Below are 17,341 nucleotides of genomic sequence, written 5' to 3' on the forward strand. Positions count from 1 at the left end.
ATAACGCGGTTCATCTTCGCGAACGAGGTTCATAGGACGACGACGACGACGCCTGCGACGACGACGCCTGCGACGACGACGCCTGCGACGACGACGCCTGCGACGACGACGCCTGCGACGACGACGCCTGCGACGACGACGCCTGCGACGACGCCTGCGACGACGACGCCTGCGACGACGACGCCTGCGACGATGCCTCCGACGACGGCGCCAGCGTCCGAGGCGCGACTACCGGCGCCGGCGACGCTCCGCGACGATCGTGCCGACCGCCTCCTCGATGTGCGGATGCTCGAAGACGTACCCGCCGTCGACCAGACGCCGCGGCTCGATCCAGCGGCTCTTGAGCACGAGCTCGCTCTCGGTGCGGAACACCGCCATGCCGATCTCGAGCATCCAGCGGAAGGCGGGCAGCCCGATCGGCATGCCGACGGCGCGGCGGACGACGTCCATCATGGTGCGGTTGTCGACCGGGTTCGGCGACGCGATGTTGACGACGCCCTCGATCTCGTCGTGGTCGCGCAGCCAGCGGAGCGACCCGATCATGTCGTCGATGTGGATCCAGCTGAACTTCTGCCGGCCGCGAGGCGTCGCGCGCCGGTGGTACGTGCCGGCCCAGAGTCGTGAGCGAGTCGCCGGCCAGCGCCCGTCGAGCTGGGGGCCGCCGAGCCCCGCTCGGGCGAGGTTGACGAGAGGGGTCAGGGCGCCGCCGTCGCCCAGCACGATCGAGATGCGCAGTGCCACGCGGCGGGTGTTCGGCAGGTCGGGGGCGAACAGGGCGTCCTCCCACGCGGTCGCGACGTCGACCGAGAAGCCGGAGCCGATCTCGCCCTCGGCTTCGGACATGGGGCGGTCGTCGGCGTGGCGGTAGATCGTCGAGGTCGACGAGTTGAGCCAGAGCCGAGGAGGCGCGGCGCAGGCGGCGATCGCTTCGCCCAGTTCGCGGGTGGTCGCGACCCGGGAGCGGAGGATCTCCGCTCGGTTCGCCGGCGAGTAGCGGCAGTTGACGCTCTTGCCGGCGAGGTTGACCAGCAGGTCGGCGCCGTCGAGCAGTTCGGTGATCGCGGCGGTGTCGCCCCACCGGGCGTCCGGCCCGCGGCGGCCGATGAGGCTGACGCGGGCGCCCTCGGCGCGGAAGGCGTCGGCCAGGTGCTTTCCGATGAACCCGGAGGCGCCGGCGAGGACGACGTGCTGGGTCACGCGACGCCTAGTCGGCCCGGGTCGGCTCGGCCGACTCGGTGCGGTCGTCGACGATGGCGTCGGCGGCGAGGAGGCGCATCGAGTCGATGGCGTTCATCGCGGAGCCCTTCTGGCGGTACGCGTCGGACGTGGCGACGACCTCGCCGGTCGCCGTGGTCAGAGCGAACCGGAACTGACCCTCCGCGTCACGGGTGACGATGAATCTTCCAGCCATGGTGGCCCCCAAATCGGAACGTGCGACGCGCTGTCGGTGAAGGACACACTACGACCACGACGCCGGACGGGACCAGATGACATCGGCGAGCTTGACGTATGACATTTCAGATCGCATACTGGGTGCGCCGCGACACGGCCGCCCGCTCTCGATCCCCCCGTCGAGACCCGGTGGCCGTGTCGTCGGTCTCCGCCCGGCGATCAGTCGACGAGCACGACGGCCATGGCCGTCTTCAGGGCCTCCCGGTCGCGGCGGAGTCGTGCGACCTCGGCCTCGAGTGCGGCGATGCGCCCGGCGGGGGTGTCGTCGAACGCGGCGTCGCCCGAGCTCGACCCGGCCGGCCCGTCGCCCACCTGCGCCCCGCCCGCCTGCGTCTGGTCGGCCGGTGCTGCGCCGGCCGGCGCCCTGCCCGCTCGCGCCCCGCCCGTCTCGGCGTCGTCTCCGGCCGCTCTCGCGTCGGCACCCGCCGTCGCAGGGGCGTTGGCCCGCTCGTGCGCCCGGATCCAGCCGCGCAGCGACTGCTCGCCGATGCCGAACTGCGCGGCGGTCTCGCGGATCACCGCCCGGTTGCCGGGCTCTGCCAGGCGTCGTTCCAGGACGTGAGCGAGCGACTGCTCGCGAATGGCCGTGCTGTACTTCTTCTCGAAGGGCAAGGTGGTCTCCCGTGGTTCGCTCCGGGTCGACTGGCTCATTCACAATCGACTGTGATGACCATAACCCAACCACGCGCAGTGACATGACAGGCGCCGTCATGTCACATAGAACGTAGAGAAACGATGGTGCAGGTCGGCGGGAACAGCCCGTCCTCCCGAAGATCCCGGCATCGACGCCTTAAGGTATGAGGTGTGTGGCGCGCCGACAGACAGCATGACAACGACGACGACGGAACGAGTTCCGTGGGCGTCCCGACGAGCGCGCCCGGTGGCGCAGGCTCACCGCACACCGTGAGCTTCGGTGATCCGGGTCTGACGGTCGGCAACGCGGCCGAACCCGTCTGGGCGGTCTGGCGTCAGCAGCTGGGCGAGGTCGGCGGCCGGTCGACCCTGCTGCACTTCGGCGACGAGCAGCGTGCACGCATCGAGCTGAGCACGACCCACCCCGGCGGTCTCGCGCAGTTCATCACCGGCAAGACCACTCTGCTGTCGAGCCTGATCCGCGACGATCTGGCTCTCCGCACCGCACGCCTCGCCGCCGGCGAGATCGCCGCGAAGGGTCTCGAGCTCGCGACGGTCCGTGGCATCGACGCCGTGCATCTGGCCATCGGCGTCGCCGCCTGGTCGCACGCCGGCCACGACTACCGGGCACCCGTGCTGCTCCGCCCGCTCGCCATCCGCCGGCACGGGCGCGACTTCGAGGTCAAGCTGCTCGGCAAGCCGTTCCTGAACCCGGCACTGGTCGACGCCCTGCACGAGCAGTTCGACATCGCGCTCGACGCCGAGTCGTTCGTCGCCCTCGCGAGCCGCGAGGGCTCGTTCACGCCGAACCCCGTCATCGACCGGCTGCGCGGTCTGACGGCGCACCTCGAGTGGTTCACCGTGCAGCCCCGTCTCATCGTCTCGACCTTCGCCGAGGTCGGCACCGAGATGGCGCTCGACACCCGTGAGCTCGGCCACCCCGTGCTCGACGCGCTCACCGGCAACGCGATGGCCCTCCGCCAGGTCGCCGAGGGCCACCGGTCGGCGTCAGCGACCCCGCAAGACGAGCGCAGCCCCGAGACGGACACCCTGCTGCTCGACGCCGACCCCGAACAAGAGAACGTCGTCGCCCAGATCGCGGCCGGCAACTCCGTCGTCGTGAAGACGCTGCCCGGCACGGGCGGCACGCAGACCATCGTCAACGCCCTGGGTCGGCTGGTGTCGCAGAACAAGCGGGTGCTGGTCGTCAGCGCCCGACGCGCGACCCTGAACGGCATCGGCGACCGCCTCACCGAGGTGGGTCTGCCCGGGGTCGCCGTGGCTCCCAAGACCCTGCGCCGCGACGTCGTGCGCGCCATCGGTCGCAACGAGAAGGCCGCCCGGCCGCAGATGGGCGAGGTGGACGACGCGCTGGTGCGCCTCCGCAAGGTGCTCGTCGACTACCGCGGCGCCCTCAGCAAGCGCGATCCCCGCCTCGAGGTCTCCGTGCTCGACTGCCTCACCGAGCTCTCTCGCCTCGCGCTCCTGCCCGCGCCGCCCGCCACGACCGCGCGACTCAGCAGGCGCAGCATCGAGGCCATGGTCGACGGCCGCTCGCGGGTCGCCGAGACGATGGTCAACGCCGCCAACCTCGGCGAGTTCCGCTACGGCCCGGGCGACTCGCCCTGGTACGGCTCGCAGTTCTCCGAGTCGTTCGGCGCGGGCGACGCCCATCAGCTGGCCAAGAACCTGAACCACAGAGACCTGCCGCGCCTCCTCGAGCGTGCCGGCGACGTCATCGGCAGCACCCGCATGCGACCGTTCGAGTCGATCGCCGAGCTGGGTGTCTACCTGCGCCTCCTGACCGACATCCGCGACACCCTCGACAAGTTCCTGCCCGTGGTGTTCGACCGGTCCGTCGCCGAGCTCGTCGCAGCGACCGCGCCCAAGCGCGAGGCGCCCGACATGTCGAGCGCGAACCGCCGCCGTCTGAAGAAGCTCGCGCGAGAGTACGTCCGCCCGGGCGTCCACATCGCCGACCTGCACGGCGCCCTGCAGCGCATCCAGCAGCAGCGCTACGAATGGCAGCGCTACGTCGCCGCGGGCATCCCGCCCGAGGTGCCGACCGGCATCGCCGACACCCACGTGCTGCACCAGCAGGTCTCTCAAGACCTGGACCGTCTCGATCGTCCGCTGGGGCTGACCGGCGACGAACGGCTCACCGAGATCGGCGTCGTCGAGCTGCAGCAGCGCCTCGAGGCCCTCGCCGCTGAGAGCGACGTGCTGCAGAACCTCCAGGAGCGCACCGAGCTGATGACGACGCTCCGCGACCTCGAGCTGACCCCGCTGCTCACCGACCTCGCGAACCGGCACGTGCCCGAGCAGCAGGTCGCCGCCGAGCTCGAGCTCGCCTGGTGGCGTTCGGCGCTCGAGTCGCTGCTCGAGGCGGACCGGGCGCTGCTCGGTGCCAACACGGCGATGCTCGATCGGCTCGAGGCCGACTTCCGGCTCGTCGACGAGGCGCACGCCGCCGGCAGCGCGCAGCTCCTCGGGTGGCTGCTGGCCGAGAACTGGACGATCGGTCTCGTCGACTGGCCCGACGAGGCGGCCGCGCTCAAGCGCCTCCTGCGTCAGGAGCACGTGACCGCGCGCCTCCTGCACGACGCCGCCCCGCATCTGTCGCGATCGATCGCACCGGTCTGGCTGGCGTCGCCGTACGAGGTGCACACCATCGCCGACACCGTCCCGTTCGACACCGTGATCCTCGTCGACGCGGGGGCGACCACGATCGCCGAGAACGTCGGCGCCATCCGTCGCGGCAAGCAGACGGTCGCGTTCGGCGACCCCGTCACGCAGACGCCGTCCGAGTTCGACATCGCCGTCACGCCGGGCAAGCGCCCGCCGTCGCACGACGACGCCACCCTCGAGGCCCTCCACTCCGACAGCGCGCTCGCCCGCCTGTCGGCGCTGCTGCCCACGCTGTCGCTGACCCGCAGCTACCGCGCCGGTGGCGAAGACCTCGCCGAGCTCGTCAACCGCCGCTTCTACGGCGGGCGGATCGAGTCGCTGCCCTGGGCGGGGAGCTTCCTCGGGCACGGCAGCATCGCGCTCGACTACGTCTCGGGTGGCACGGCCGTGCCCGACCCCGAGTCCGGAGCCGTCGAGAGCGTCGACGCCGAGGTCGACCGCGTCGTGTCGCTCGTCGTCGAGCACGCCCGCACCCGTCCCCGCGAGTCGCTGATGGTGATCACCGCCAGCGCCAAGCACGCCGTGCGGGTGCAGCAGGCCGTGCTCACCGCGGTCTCGGGTCATAAAGACCTGACCGAGTTCGTCGTCGGCGACCGCGCCGAGCCGTTCATGGTCGCGACCCTCGAGCAGAGCGTCGCGCAGAGCCGTGACCACGTGATCTTCTCGATCGGCTACGGACGCACCCCGCACGGCCGGGTGCTGAGCGACTTCGGTCCGCTCGGGCAGCCCGGCGGCGAGCGTCTGCTCGCGGTCGCGATGACCCGTGCGCGCCGCTCGATGGTGATCGTGACGTGCTTCCAGCCGCGCGACATCGACGGCGGGCGCATGGGCCACGGAACCGTCGCGCTCTCCGAGATCCTCACCGAGGTGCAGGTGCGCACGACGGCGGAGCACGTCCCCGACGACAGCGACCCGATGCTGGTCGATCTGGCCCGCAGGCTCGAGGCGAAGGGCATCCCCGTCGCGCTGGGTCACCGGGGCAAGCTCGGGCTCGTGGCGGCGCACGACGGGGTCTGCGTCACCATCGAGACCGACACGACCCTCTCGCGCACGAGTCTCCGCGAGTCGCTGCGGGCGCGCCCCGAGACGCTGCGCCGCCTCGGCTGGCACTACGTGCGGGTGCACGCGTTCCAGCTCTTCACCGACCCCGACGCGGTGGCGTCGCGCGTGGCCGAGGTGCTCGGCATCGAGGGTTCGCGCACGACCGAGATCCCGAGCGTGCCGGCCAGTCAGCACGTCAACCGAGGGTGACCCGAGGAGCCGCGGCGCCCGACGACGACACACCTCCGGTCGTCGAGGCGGTCGCCCCGACCCCCCTCGTGGTGCGGCGTCGCGGAGGGCGTCGGGTCTCGACCGACCCGGTTCCCGGCAGCGATCCGACTCCGGCACCCGAGCCTCCTCGGCATGCGTCGGCCGAGAACGACGCGCAGCTGCGCGCCGACGTCCCGCCCCACTGGGGCTGAGCCCGCGGCGCTGCCTCACCGCTGCGCTGCCGCGCCGCTGAACGAGGTGCCCCAAACCGTGCCTTAACCGTGGCGGAGGGGCCCCTTCCGGTCACATCGTTCGGCGCGCTTGCTCTGCGCTGCCGCGCCGCCCAACGAAGTGCCTCAAACCGGGCCTCTCGCGTGGCGGAGGGGCCCCTTCGGGTCACTTAGTTCAGCTGGCTGGCCCCGCTCCGCGGCTGCGCTGCGCGCCGCCGCCGAGCCGCCGAACGAAGTGCCTCAAACCGAGGGTTCAGCGCGGCGGAGGGGCCCTTTCGGGTCACTTCGTTCGGCGCGGCTGAGCTCCGCTGCCGCGCCGCCCATCGAAGTGCCTCAAACCGGGCCTTGGGCGTGGCGGAGGGGTCCCTTCGGGTCACGTCGTTCGGCGCGCTTGCTCTGCGCTGCCGCGCCGCCCAACGAAGTGCCTCAAACCGGGCCTAGGGCGTGGCGGAGAGGCCGTTCCGGGTCACTCCGTTCAGCGCAGAACGACCACGGCCCGCCACGTGATCGTGGCGGGCCGTGGTCGGCGACATGCGCTGCAGCTCAGCGGCTGCCGAGCGGGCCGTTCGTGCCCGAGCGGTCGACACCCTCCGCAGGAGGCGCGGCGTGCGATCCCGAACCGGAGACGGCTGCGGCGTTCTGCGCCCGCAGCAGATCGCGGATCTCGCTGAGCAGCTCGACGTCGGTGGGCGGCACGTCGGCGGGGGTCTCTTCGGCGGCCTGCCGGGCGAAGGTGCGCTTCAGGAGGTGGTTCACCGGCAGCACGAGGCAGAAGTAGACGACGGCCGCGATGATCACGAACTGAATCGCCGAGCCGAGGACGGCACCGAACAGCAGCCGCGCCTCCTCGCCGCCGACCGTCGGGATCGTGAGGATCAGGCTGTCGTCCAGCGACTGCGCGTTGAACGCCGCACCGATCAACGGGTTGAAGATGTTGGTCACCAGCGACGTGACGATGGCGGTGAACGCGGCGCCGATGACCACGGCGACGGCCAGGTCGATCACGTTGCCGCGCAGGATGAACTCTTTGAAACCCTTCACGGGCGTGCTCCTTCGGATCGGTGGGTCGGGGTACGTGCTCTCAGGGAGCACTCAACCACGCCGACCGTGCCGACGACCGATCAGGGCGAGGACTTGCCGCCGCTGCTGCTCGACGAACCCGAGCCGCTGCCCGACGAACCCGAGCCGCTGCCGCCGGAGGACGACGTCGAGGACGTCGCCGCGCCTCCTGAGCTCTTCTTGTCGGACGATCCGCCGCTCGACGAGCCCGACCCCGAGCCGGACCCCGACCCCGACCCCGAACCCGACCCCTTGTCGCTCGACCCCGAGCCCGACCCCTTCGACCCGCGGGAGTCGGTGCGGTAGAAGCCCGAGCCGTTGAAGGTGACGCCGACGGGGCTGAACACCTTGCGGAGCCGGCCCTCGCAGACGGGGCAGACGGTCAGCGTGTCGTCGGTGAACGACTGGACGATGTCGAAGGCGTTGTCGCACTCGGTGCAGCGGTAGGAATACGTGGGCACTGTGGTCCTCGAGAGGGGGAGCGGGCCGGGTCAGAACTCGTGGACACCGGAGGGTGTCACGACCCCGTCGACGGGCTGGTCGTGGCGTTCGCGCGGCACGCTGTCGACGTACTCGGGATCGAACACCACAGCATAGACCGGCGGGCGTTTCTCCATCGAGCCGAGGGTCTTGTCGAAGTAGCCACGACCCCAGCCCATCCGCATGCCGCCGTGGTCGATGAGCGCCGCGGGCACGACGATCAGATCGACGTCGTTGATGGCCATCGGGCTGAGCACCTCGCCGACCGGTTCGGGCAGGTCGAAGAGGCCGCGCCTCTCGCTCTCGCCGTCGCCCACCGCCCAGTCGAGCAGGCCGTCTTCGCGCGAGATCGGGAACAGCACGCGGATGCCGTTGGCGTAGGCCCAGTTGACGAAGGGACGGGTGTCGGGCTCGTCGGTCGTCGACAGGTAGGCCGAGATCGAGCGGACCTCGAGTCGCGTGGCGAGGTCGATCAGTCGCCGGGTGATGCCCTCGCTCGCCTCGGCCCGGTCGAGCTCGCTGCGGTTGCGTCGCCGCTGGCGCAGCTCGGCTCGTAGGGCGCGTTTCTCGTTGCCGACCTCGTCCGTCATGCGCCCAATCGTAGGGGGAACGACCGACACGCCCGCAGATGGCCTCGGATCGGTACGCTGACCTGCATGGGCTTCTCTATAACCAAAGCAGTCATTCCCGCAGCGGGCCTCGGGACTCGGTTCCTCCCCGCGACCAAAGCCATGCCGAAGGAGATGCTGCCGGTCGTCGACAAGCCGGCCATCCAGTACGTCGTCGAGGAGGCCGTCACCGCGGGCCTCACCGACGTGCTGATGATCACCGGGCGCAACAAGAACGCCCTCGAGAACCACTTCGACCACGTGAGCGAGCTCGAAGAGACGCTGCGGAAGAAGGGCGACCACGACAAGCTCGCCAAGGTCAACCAGTCGACCGACCTCGCCGACATGCACTATGTGCGTCAGGGCGACCCGCTCGGTCTCGGTCACGCGGTCCTCCGCGCCAAGATGCACGTCGGTCGCGAGCCGTTCGCCGTGCTGCTCGGCGACGACATCATCGACGCCCGCGACCCGCTGCTCACCCGCATGATCGAGGTGCAGGGCGAGAAGAACGCGACCGTCGTCGCGCTGCTCGAGGTCGACCCCTCGATGACCCACCTCTACGGCATCGCCACCGTCGAGCCGACCGACGTCGACGACGTCGTCAAGATCACCGGCCTCGTCGAGAAGCCCGCGCAGGGCGAGGCCCCCTCCAACCTCGCGATCATCGGCCGCTACGTCATCCGGCCCGAGGTCTTCGACGTGCTCGAGAAGCAGGAGCCGGGCAAGGGCGGCGAGATCCAGCTGACCGACGCGCTGATGAAGATGGCCAGCGCAGAGGAGTGGACGGGCGGCGTGTACGGCGTCGTCTTCCGCGGGCGTCGCTACGACACCGGCGACAAGCTCGACTACATCAAGGCCATCGTGCAGCTCGCCAGCGATCGCGACGATCTCGGCGCCGAGCTGCGCCCGTGGATCAAAGAGTTCGCCGCCGGGCTGGAGTAGGCGGACACGACCGTGGCGAACATCCCCACGTTGGCGGAGGGGCGGATCGGCATCCGGCCCCTCCGCCTCCGCGACACCCGTGACCTCGATGCGGCGCTGACCGAGAACCGGGCGTGGCTCCGCCAATGGGAGGCCACGAACCCGTCCGGCTTCACGAGCCACGACGTCCGCGGCAGCATCCGCTCGCTGCAGACGAACGCCCGCGCCGGTCTGGGTCTGCCGTTCGCCATCGAGCTCGACGGTCGCTTCGTCGGTCAGCTCAACGTCAGCGGCATCACCTACGGCTCGCTCGGCTCGGCCACCATCGGCTACTGGGTGACCCGGGCCGCCGCGGGGCACGACGCGACGCCGACGGCCGTGGCCCTCGCCACCGACTACTGCTTCCGTGTGCTCGGACTCCACCGGATGGAGGTCTGCATCCGGCCCGAGAACGCCCCGTCGCTGCGTGTCGTCGAGAAGCTCGGCTTCCGTTACGAGGGCCTGCGTCGGCGGTACATCCACATCAACGGCATGTGGCGCGACCACTTCTGCTTCGCGCTGGTCGCCGAGGAGGTGCCCGGGGGAGTCCTCGCGCGGTGGATGGCGGGCGAGGTGCCCGCGGGCCAGGGCAGCATCCCGGCCGAGGCCCTCGTCGAGGCGGAGCGCGCCCTCCCGATCTGAGCCGCCGATCCGGCCGGCACGGTGGCTCCGTGCTCCCTCTCGCAGCGGATCCGTCGCCCGATCGGGCAGACACACCTGTCGACTGCGCGTCGTGGCCCCCTCGGCACTCATACCTTTATCACCATGAACATCGAGTCCTGGGGTGGCGGCGCCGTGCTGGCGCTGGTCGCCGTGCTCTGGGTCGCGTATCTCGTGCCCACCTGGCACAAACGTCAGGAGTACCTGGCCACCGAACGCAACGCCATCCGCCTGCAGCAGACCCTCCGCATCCTCGCGCAGACCGCCGAGCTGCCCGAGGAGGTCCGCGTCGAGGCGAACGCGAAGTCCGTCGCCGACGCGCAGCGGATCCTCCGAGACGAGGAGGCGCGGCGCGAGGCCCTGCGCCGGGCGCACGAGGCCGCGAGGCAGCGTGCGATCACCCGCGAGCTGGCCGCCGCCGGTCCGAAGCTGTCCGCCGCCGACCGCGACCCCGCCCTCGCGGCACGCCGTCTGCGTCGGTCGCGACTGGTCTCGACCGCCACGCTCGTGCTCAGCGTCGTGGCCATCGCGGTCGCCGTGCTGAATCTGCAGGCGGCGTGGCTTCTCGGGGTCGCAGGTCTCGTCTTCGGGGCCGTCGCGGTCACGATGCTGTCGCAGCTCGCCGCCGTCTCGCGGGCACGGTCGCGCCGTCAGGTCGTCGCCGAGCCGCGGGTGTCGCAGCCGTTCCGCGACTTCGCCGACACCGCCGACGAGGCGACGGTCACCGAGGAGGCGCGCGAGGGTCGGCAGACGGCCTCGCGACAGTGGACCCCCGTCCCCGTCCCGACGCCGCTCTACCTCCGTCGCGGGCGTCAGCGCGCCGTCGCGGGCACGGGCATGTCGCCGCGCGCGGCCGCCTCGGCCCGCACCGACATCGAGCCCGATCTCCAGGCCGAGGCAGCCCGTTCGGTGCAGGCCCTCCGCGAGGCGCAGCTCGACGCGCTCCGTCAGGCGGCCCGAGCCGAGGCGGCCCTGAACGCCCCCGCGAAGCGCGCGGAGCGCGAGCGTCCGGCGGCGACGGAGGAGGCGACCGCCCCGGCGGCGCAGGCCGCCCCTGCTGCCGAGCCCGCGCCTCCTGCGGTCGACAGCCGCTTCGCCCGGATGGGCATCGTCGGCGACCTCGGCGAGCCCAGCTTCCGGCTCGACGAGGCTCTCGCGCGTCGCCGCGCCGTCTGAGCGGTCGGGGTCGAAGCGCCGCTGCGGGGGTGCTATCGTTGCAGAGCAGTTTCCGGGGCTATGGCGCAGTTGGTAGCGCGTCTCGTTCGCAATGAGAAGGTCAGGGGTTCGAATCCCCTTAGCTCCACGGAATGCACGCGGCTCCACGAGTCGCCCAGAGGCCCCCGGCGACGGGGGCCTCTCGCACGTCCGGGCGTCGTCCGCCCCGGTCCACCCCGCCCCGCCCCATTCCGGCCCGGCCCGGCCCCGCCCAGCCCCACCCCGACGGGCGTGCAAATCGCGACCACACCGGGGCTGAGCCCCGCATAGCGCCACGTTATGGACGGCATCGAGAGCGGCACGGTCGGGTTCGGCACCGGGGCCCGGGGGGAGCCGAGGAGGCGCGGGCCGCGACCGCCGCGGACGGCACCATGACAGGTGCGGAAAGATGGGGGCGTGCCTCTCGTCTCGACCGATCCCGCTCTGCTCGCCCGTCTCCGCTCCGACCTGTCGTCGTCCGGGTTCACCGTCGATCGCCTCAGCGGCCCCGACGCGTGGGGGCCGACGGCCGGTGCCGCGCTGTTCCGGGGTGAGCGGGTCGCGGCCCGGCGCGCACTCCGCCGCAGCGTCGAGTCCAACGAGGGGATCCGCACGGCGGCGACCCTCGCCCTGCTGTTCATCCTCGGCTATCCGCAGCCCCGGGCCGATGTCGAGCGCGCTCTGCCGACCCTCGGCGTCGAGGGTGCCGAGACCCTCGGGCTGATCGAGCTCGACACGGCATCGGCGCCGACCACGGCGCCGACCACCGCGTCGGCGCCGACCTCGCAGACGACCGCCCCGACCGTCCGGGCGCGGGTCGACCTCCGCCCCTACTCGTTCGTCGACGGGGTCGGCGAGGCCGCGTGGTGGATCGCCTCCGACCTCGGTGAGCTCGCCCTCGGCGGCGCCCTGCGCGAAGACCACGTGCTCGGTGTGGGCGGCGCCTCGGCCACGCTGGCCGGGCTGATCGTTCCGCGCGACGTCGATCGCGCGCTCGACCTCGGCACGGGCTGCGGCATCCAGGCGATGCACGTCGCTCGGCACGCGCGGCACGTGGTCGCCACCGACATCTCGCGCCGTGCCCTCGACTTCGCGGCGTTCAACGCCGCGCTGAACCTGATCGACGGCATCGAGTTCCGACTGGGCAGCCTCTTCGAGCCCGTCGCCGGCGAGACCTTCGACCACGTGGTCTCGAACCCGCCCTTCGTCATCACGCCGCGCCTCGAGGGGGTGCCCGAGTACGAGTACCGGGACGGCGGCATGGAGGGCGACGATCTCGTGGCGTCCGTCATCGCCGAGGTCGGGCGGCATCTGACTCCGGGCGGCATCGCTCAGCTGCTCGGCAACTGGGAGTCCGCCGGCGCAGGCGGCTCGCCGGCGAAGAAGGGTGCGTATTCCGTCTCCGACTGGGCGGCGCGCGGTCTCGTGCCCCTCGATGTCTGGGTGGTCGAACGCGAGCTGCAGGACCCTGCCGCCTACGCCGAGACCTGGATCCGAGACGGTGGCACCCGCCCCGGCACCGACGACTTCGAGCGGCTGTACGAGGCCTGGCTCGGCGATTTCGAGACGCGGCGCATCGAGCAGGTCGGGTTCGGCTACGTGACGCTGCGGCGACCGGTCGACGAGGCGACCGCGCCCGTGGTCCGCATCGAGCGCCTCCTCGGGGCCATGGGGGCGAACGAGGTCGGACTCGGAGCGCACCTCCTGGCGACGCTCGACTCGCTCGACGCCCTGCGGGGTCTGGATGACGACGCACTGCTGGCGACGCACCCGCGGGTCGCCGGCGACGTCACCGAAGAGCGCCACTACTGGCCCGGCAACGACGACCCCACCGTCATCACCCTCAGGCAGGGCGGCGGCTTCGCCCGCAGCATCGAATCGGGAACAGCGCTCTCGGCGCTGGTCGGCGCCTCGGACGGCGAGTTGTCCGCAGCGGCGATCGCCGGTGCCCTGGCCCAGCTGCTCGATGTCGAGGAGGCGCGGCTCCGTCAGGAGCTGGCGCCGCGCCTCCGCGAGCTGGTCACCGTGGGCATGCTGCGACTCTGAGTCGCCCGTCGGGTGAGCGGCTGCCGGCTACTTGCCGACCCGGTCGCCCCAGGTGCGCCATGAGTACTCGGGAACGAACCCGAGCAGATCGCGCGCCTTGTCGGAGCTGAGCAGGGGCTCGGTGCCCTCGATCGCCGAGCGGCGCTCGACCTGGGGGTAGAACCGGTCGGCGAGCACGGCCGTAGGAGTGTTCATCACGGTGTCGGCGTTCGCGATGATGAAGGCCTCGAATCCGACCAGATCGGACTGCAGGGCCTTGCGGACGGCCTGGGCGCCGTCACGGGCGTCGATGTACGAGAAGAGGTTGAACGTGCGCTCTTCGGGGGACTCGTCGAACGGGAACGCCTCGTAGTCGCCGTCGTCCATCACGTTCGAGAAGCGCAGACCGATCAGCTTGAGCTGGCGGTCCCAGCGGGTGAAGTGCCGGGCCATCTCCTCTTCGACGGCCTTTCCGAGCGAGTACGACGACTCGGGGCGCACCGGGTACTCCTCGTCGACGGGGAGGTAGGGCGGGTCGATGTCGAAGGGGATGCCGAGCAGCGTCTCGCTCGAGGCCCAGACGACGTTGCGGATCTTCGCGGCCCGGGCGGCGGCGAAGACGTTGTAGCTCGAGGTGACGTTGTTGGTGAACAGCGCCGCATTCGGCACGAGGCCGGGTGCCGGGATGGCGCCGAGGTGCACGACGGCGTCGATCTGGTCGTAGCGGTCGTCGATGCTGGTGAGAGCCTGGGCGACCTGGCCGTAGTCGGTCAGATCGACCTTGACGTAGACGACGCCCTCGACGGGATCGGGGCTCGGCACGCGGTCGAGCAGCACGACCTCGTAGCCGTTCTCCGCGAGATCGCGGACGACGGCGCGGCCGAGCTTGCCGCTCCCGCCGGTGACGGCGACGCGCTGTCGGCTGCCGGGGCGCGACCCGCCCTGGTCGGAGCTGCTGCCGGCGGAGTTGCTGGGGGGAGTGGACGTCATCGTCGGATCTTCCTGCCTGTGGTTGGGATTCCGTTCTATCAGCCGCCACCGACACCGGGTTCGCTCGGTGGTCGATGTGCAGGGTGCCGACGGGTGGGGAGGGATGACCCGCTGACAATCACCCGGTCTCGCAGCCGCGCGACCGCTCTGACCGGTTATCTTGTAGTGCGTCCTCGGCTGGTTACCGAGACGCTCGCACCCGTCACACGTCCGACGCGGCCGATCGTGATCTCCTGATCCGATCACGTCCGGTCCTCGTTCGGGGTGCGGCCCGCACGCCCCCGTCCGAGTCTCGACTCGTCGACGGGGGCGTGCCTTGTCTCCGGCCCGTTCCCGTGGCAGTATCGAGTGATCCTCATCTCACGAGCGGATCAGGGGTGAGATGGGGCGGAGTGCACAGGGGCGCCCCGGCGTCCGTGCCCGCTCCTCCACCGGTGGTGCTGCCGCGTCCCACCGGTGGAGGGGCTCCTCGGGCTCCGCGGCGACCGGGCCCGATGAGGCAAGATCGACACATCATGTCGTCCGCTCCCGCCGCTCCTCTGGCCGCCCTCCTCCCCGCCCACCCGGGCACCGCCTCCTACGATGCGGACGCCGCGTACGCCGACTTCGCGGGGTGGGCCGAGGGTCGGGGGCTGCCTCTCTACCCCGCACAGGACGAGGCCATGATGGAGCTCGTCTCGGGGGCGTCGGTCATCCTCAGCACACCGACCGGCACCGGCAAGTCGCTCGTGGCCGCCGGGGCCCACTTCGTGGCGCTCAGCAAGGGGCAGCGCAGCTACTACACGGCACCGATCAAGGCCCTGGTCAGCGAGAAGTTCTTCGCTCTCGTCGAGCTGTTCGGGCCCGAGAACGTCGGCATGGTCACCGGCGACTCGTCGGTCAACTCCGATGCGCCCATCATCTGCTGCACGGCCGAGATCCTGGCGAACCTCGTGCTGCGCCACGGCGCCGACTCCGAGGTCGACCAGGTCGTGATGGACGAGTTCCACTTCTACGGCGACCAGTCGCGGGGCTGGGCCTGGCAGGTGCCCCTGCTGCTGCTTCCCCGCGTGCAGTTCCTGCTCATGTCGGCCACGCTGGGCGACGTCACCCGCATCACCGACGACCTCTCGAGGCGCACCGGTCGCCCCGTCGCCCGGGTCACCGGGGTCGAGCGGCCGGTGCCCCTGCACTACACGTACGCGCAGACACCCGTTCAAGAGACGGTCGAAGACCTGCTCGCCACGGGCGAGGCGCCGGTGTACGTCGTGCACTTCTCGCAGGCGGCGGCCCTCGAGCGTGCGCAGGCCCTCTCGAGCATCAAGGTCGCCACCCGAGAGCAGCGCGACGAGATCGCGGAGCTGATCGGCGGGTTCCGGTTCAGCACGGGCTTCGGCAAGACGCTCGGGCGCCTCGTCCGCTCGGGCATCGGCGTGCACCACGCGGGCATGCTGCCCAAGTACCGCCGTCTCGTCGAGCAGCTCGCCCAGCGCGGCCTGCTGCGCGTCATCTGCGGCACCGACACCCTCGGCGTCGGCATCAACGTGCCCATCCGCACCGTGCTGCTGACCGCCCTCACCAAATTCGACGGCACGCGCATGCGGCAGCTGTCGGCCAGGGAGTTCCACCAGATCGCCGGGCGTGCCGGTCGTGCGGGCTACGACACGTCGGGCTCGGTGGTGCTGCAGGCGCCCGAGCACGAGATCGACAACCTCAAGGCCATCGAGAAGGCGGGCGACGACCCCAAGAAGAAGCGCAAGATCGTCCGCAAGAAAGCACCGGACGGCTTCGTGTCGTGGGGCGAGCCGAGCTTCCAGAAGCTCATCGCCGCCGAGCCCGAGGCCCTGACCTCGCACATGCAGATCACCCACGCCATGCTGCTGAACGTCATCGGCCGCGGCGGCGACGTGTTCGAGAACGTGCGGTCGCTCGTCTTCGACAACCACGAACCGCGCTCGCGGCAGTACTCGATGGCCCGTCAGGCGATCTCGATCTACCGCACGCTGCGGACGGCCGAGGTCGTCGTGCAAGAGCCGTCGATCGACGGCGGCGACCCCGTCATCCGACTCACCGTCGATCTGCAGGCCAACTTCGCGCTGAACCAGCCCCTGTCGCCGTTCGCACTCGCCACCTTCGACGTGCTCGACCGCGAATCGCCCAGCTACGCGCTCGACGTCGTGTCGGTCGTCGAGTCGACGCTCGACGACCCGAGGCCGATCCTCTCGCAGCAGCAGTTCAAGGCGCGGGGCGAGGCCGTCGCCGCCATGAAGTCCGAGGGCATCGAGTACGACCAGCGGATGGAGCTGCTCGAGCAGGTCACCCATCCCAAGCCGCTCGACGAGCTGCTGACCGCCCTGTTCGAGACCTACAAGGCGTCGCAGCCGTGGATCGGCGACTTCGAGCTCAGCCCGAAGTCGGTGGTCCGCGACCTCTACGAGCGCGCGATGACCTTCGGCGACTTCGTCAACTTCTACGGACTGGCCCGGTCGGAGGGGCTGGTGCTGCGCTACCTGTCCGACGCCTTCCGGGCGCTGAGGCAGACGGTGCCCGACGAGGCGAAGACCGACGAGCTCGCCGACCTGATCGAGTGGCTGGGCGAGCTGGTGCGCCAGGTCGACTCGAGCCTCCTCGACGAATGGGAGGAGATGCTGAACCCGCGCGAGGTCGACGCCCACGACGACATCGTGCCCCCGGTCCTCCGCCGGTTCAGCGCGAACGAACGGGCCTTCCGCATCGCGGTCCGCAACGAGATGTTCCGACGCGTCCAGCTCGCCGCGCGCGACGACGCCGAGGCGCTCGGTCGGATCGACGCCGCATCGGGCTGGGACGTCGACCGGTGGGGCGAGGCGCTCGACCGCTACTACGACGAATACGACTCGATGGGCACCGATGCGGCCGCCCGGGGGCCGCACATGCTGGTCGTCGAGCAGCTGCCGACGGTGTGGCGGGTGCGCCAGATCTTCGCCGACCCCGAGGGCGACCACGACTTCGGCATCTCCGCCGTCGTCGACCTGGCCTCGAGCGACGAACGCGGCGAGGCCGTCGTCACCGTGACCGCGGTCGGGCCGGCCTCCGAACGCACCAGAGGCATGGTCGTCGAGGAGTAACGTCGTCACCGTGCTCCCCGACCCG

Annotated in this window: 14 protein-coding genes and 1 tRNA gene; 8 read left to right on the forward strand and 7 right to left on the reverse strand. The window is 71.0% G+C overall.

The window, feature by feature from the left end; genetic code table 11:
- Nucleotides 1–228: 228 nt before the first annotated feature.
- The 3 genes from SOM13_RS00005 to SOM13_RS00015 form a co-directional block, all read right to left on the reverse strand.
- Nucleotides 229–1,197, reverse strand: a complete 969-nt coding sequence (locus SOM13_RS00005) for an epimerase (protein ID WP_320478553.1) — start codon at nucleotides 1,195–1,197, stop codon at nucleotides 229–231.
- Between the two features lie 7 nt (nucleotides 1,198–1,204).
- Nucleotides 1,205–1,411, reverse strand: a complete 207-nt coding sequence (locus SOM13_RS00010) for a YegP family protein (RefSeq protein ID WP_192059433.1) — start codon at nucleotides 1,409–1,411, stop codon at nucleotides 1,205–1,207.
- 200 nt (nucleotides 1,412–1,611) lie between these two features.
- On the reverse strand, nucleotides 1,612–2,103 hold the full coding sequence (locus SOM13_RS00015) for a hypothetical protein (protein ID WP_243214848.1): 492 nt from the start codon (nucleotides 2,101–2,103) through the stop codon (nucleotides 1,612–1,614).
- 153 nt (nucleotides 2,104–2,256) lie between these two features.
- Between SOM13_RS00015 and SOM13_RS00020 the strand changes: the two genes are divergently transcribed.
- Together SOM13_RS00020 and SOM13_RS00025 are read left to right on the forward strand one after the other, a co-directional pair.
- The gene (locus SOM13_RS00020) at nucleotides 2,257–6,024 is read left to right on the forward strand and encodes an AAA family ATPase (protein ID WP_192059436.1); all 3,768 of its coding nucleotides are present in this window, start codon (nucleotides 2,257–2,259) and stop codon (nucleotides 6,022–6,024) included.
- Nucleotides 6,021–6,236, forward strand: coding sequence for a hypothetical protein (locus tag SOM13_RS00025; RefSeq protein WP_320478554.1), 216 nt, complete (start codon nucleotides 6,021–6,023; stop codon nucleotides 6,234–6,236). The genes SOM13_RS00020 and SOM13_RS00025 overlap by 4 nt, the downstream gene beginning before the upstream one ends.
- 561 nt (nucleotides 6,237–6,797) lie before the next feature.
- Here SOM13_RS00025 and mscL read toward each other — a convergent pair.
- The 3 genes from mscL to SOM13_RS00040 all read right to left on the reverse strand — a co-directional run bounded on the left by mscL (nucleotide 6,798) and on the right by SOM13_RS00040 (nucleotide 8,383).
- On the reverse strand, nucleotides 6,798–7,295 hold the full coding sequence (gene mscL / locus SOM13_RS00030; RefSeq protein WP_320478555.1) for a large conductance mechanosensitive channel protein MscL: 498 nt from the start codon (nucleotides 7,293–7,295) through the stop codon (nucleotides 6,798–6,800).
- A gap of 80 nt (nucleotides 7,296–7,375) precedes the next feature.
- Nucleotides 7,376–7,774, reverse strand: a complete 399-nt coding sequence (locus tag SOM13_RS00035; RefSeq protein WP_320478556.1) for an FmdB family zinc ribbon protein — start codon at nucleotides 7,772–7,774, stop codon at nucleotides 7,376–7,378.
- A gap of 30 nt (nucleotides 7,775–7,804) precedes the next feature.
- On the reverse strand, nucleotides 7,805–8,383 hold the full coding sequence (locus tag SOM13_RS00040; protein WP_192059441.1) for a 5-formyltetrahydrofolate cyclo-ligase: 579 nt from the start codon (nucleotides 8,381–8,383) through the stop codon (nucleotides 7,805–7,807).
- Nucleotides 8,384–8,449: 66 nt separating this feature from the next.
- Between SOM13_RS00040 and galU the strand changes: the two genes are divergently transcribed.
- From galU to SOM13_RS00065, 5 genes are all read left to right on the forward strand, one after another.
- Nucleotides 8,450–9,343 (forward strand): UTP--glucose-1-phosphate uridylyltransferase GalU, encoded by an 894-nt coding sequence (galU, locus tag SOM13_RS00045; protein ID WP_243214842.1) that lies wholly within the window; start codon nucleotides 8,450–8,452, stop codon nucleotides 9,341–9,343.
- Nucleotides 9,344–9,355: 12 nt separating this feature from the next.
- Nucleotides 9,356–10,003 (forward strand): GNAT family N-acetyltransferase, encoded by a 648-nt coding sequence (locus SOM13_RS00050; protein ID WP_192059445.1) that lies wholly within the window; start codon nucleotides 9,356–9,358, stop codon nucleotides 10,001–10,003.
- Nucleotides 10,004–10,126: 123 nt separating this feature from the next.
- Complete coding sequence (locus SOM13_RS00055; RefSeq protein WP_320478557.1) at nucleotides 10,127–11,197, forward strand: hypothetical protein; 1,071 nt, start codon at nucleotides 10,127–10,129, stop codon at nucleotides 11,195–11,197.
- Between the two features lie 54 nt (nucleotides 11,198–11,251).
- Nucleotides 11,252–11,324, forward strand: a tRNA-Ala gene (locus SOM13_RS00060).
- Nucleotides 11,325–11,632: 308 nt separating this feature from the next.
- Nucleotides 11,633–13,261, forward strand: a complete 1,629-nt coding sequence (locus SOM13_RS00065) for a DUF7059 domain-containing protein (RefSeq protein WP_320478558.1) — start codon at nucleotides 11,633–11,635, stop codon at nucleotides 13,259–13,261.
- A gap of 27 nt (nucleotides 13,262–13,288) precedes the next feature.
- Here the strand turns inward: SOM13_RS00065 and SOM13_RS00070 are convergent, their stop codons facing one another.
- Entirely contained in the window at nucleotides 13,289–14,230 is a 942-nt protein-coding gene (locus tag SOM13_RS00070; protein WP_320478559.1) for an NAD(P)-dependent oxidoreductase, read from the reverse strand.
- Between the two features lie 515 nt (nucleotides 14,231–14,745).
- Between SOM13_RS00070 and SOM13_RS00075 the strand changes: the two genes are divergently transcribed.
- A complete protein-coding gene (locus tag SOM13_RS00075) occupies nucleotides 14,746–17,316 on the forward strand; it encodes a DEAD/DEAH box helicase (protein ID WP_320478560.1) in 2,571 nt (856 codons plus the stop codon).
- Nucleotides 17,317–17,341 lie beyond the last annotated feature (25 nt).

Origin of the sequence: Frigoribacterium sp. CFBP9030, assembly GCF_034045195.1 — a bacterium.
Taxonomy (GTDB): domain Bacteria; phylum Actinomycetota; class Actinomycetes; order Actinomycetales; family Microbacteriaceae; genus Frigoribacterium.

What these genes read in the sequence shown, in the direction of transcription:
- SOM13_RS00010 (WP_192059433.1), bottom strand. Translation starts at nt 1,411, where the DNA reads ATGGCTGGAAGATTCATCGTCACCCGTGACGCGGAGGGTCAGTTCCGG.
- SOM13_RS00015 (WP_243214848.1), bottom strand. Translation starts at nt 2,103, where the DNA reads ATGAGCCAGTCGACCCGGAGCGAACCACGGGAGACCACCTTGCCCTTC.
- SOM13_RS00040 (WP_192059441.1), bottom strand. Translation starts at nt 8,383, where the DNA reads ATGACGGACGAGGTCGGCAACGAGAAACGCGCCCTACGAGCCGAGCTG.
- galU (WP_243214842.1), top strand. Translation starts at nt 8,450, where the DNA reads ATGGGCTTCTCTATAACCAAAGCAGTCATTCCCGCAGCGGGCCTCGGG.
- SOM13_RS00055 (WP_320478557.1), top strand. Translation starts at nt 10,127, where the DNA reads ATGAACATCGAGTCCTGGGGTGGCGGCGCCGTGCTGGCGCTGGTCGCC.
- SOM13_RS00070 (WP_320478559.1), bottom strand. Translation starts at nt 14,230, where the DNA reads ATGACGTCCACTCCCCCCAGCAACTCCGCCGGCAGCAGCTCCGACCAG.
- SOM13_RS00075 (WP_320478560.1), top strand. Translation starts at nt 14,746, where the DNA reads ATGTCGTCCGCTCCCGCCGCTCCTCTGGCCGCCCTCCTCCCCGCCCAC.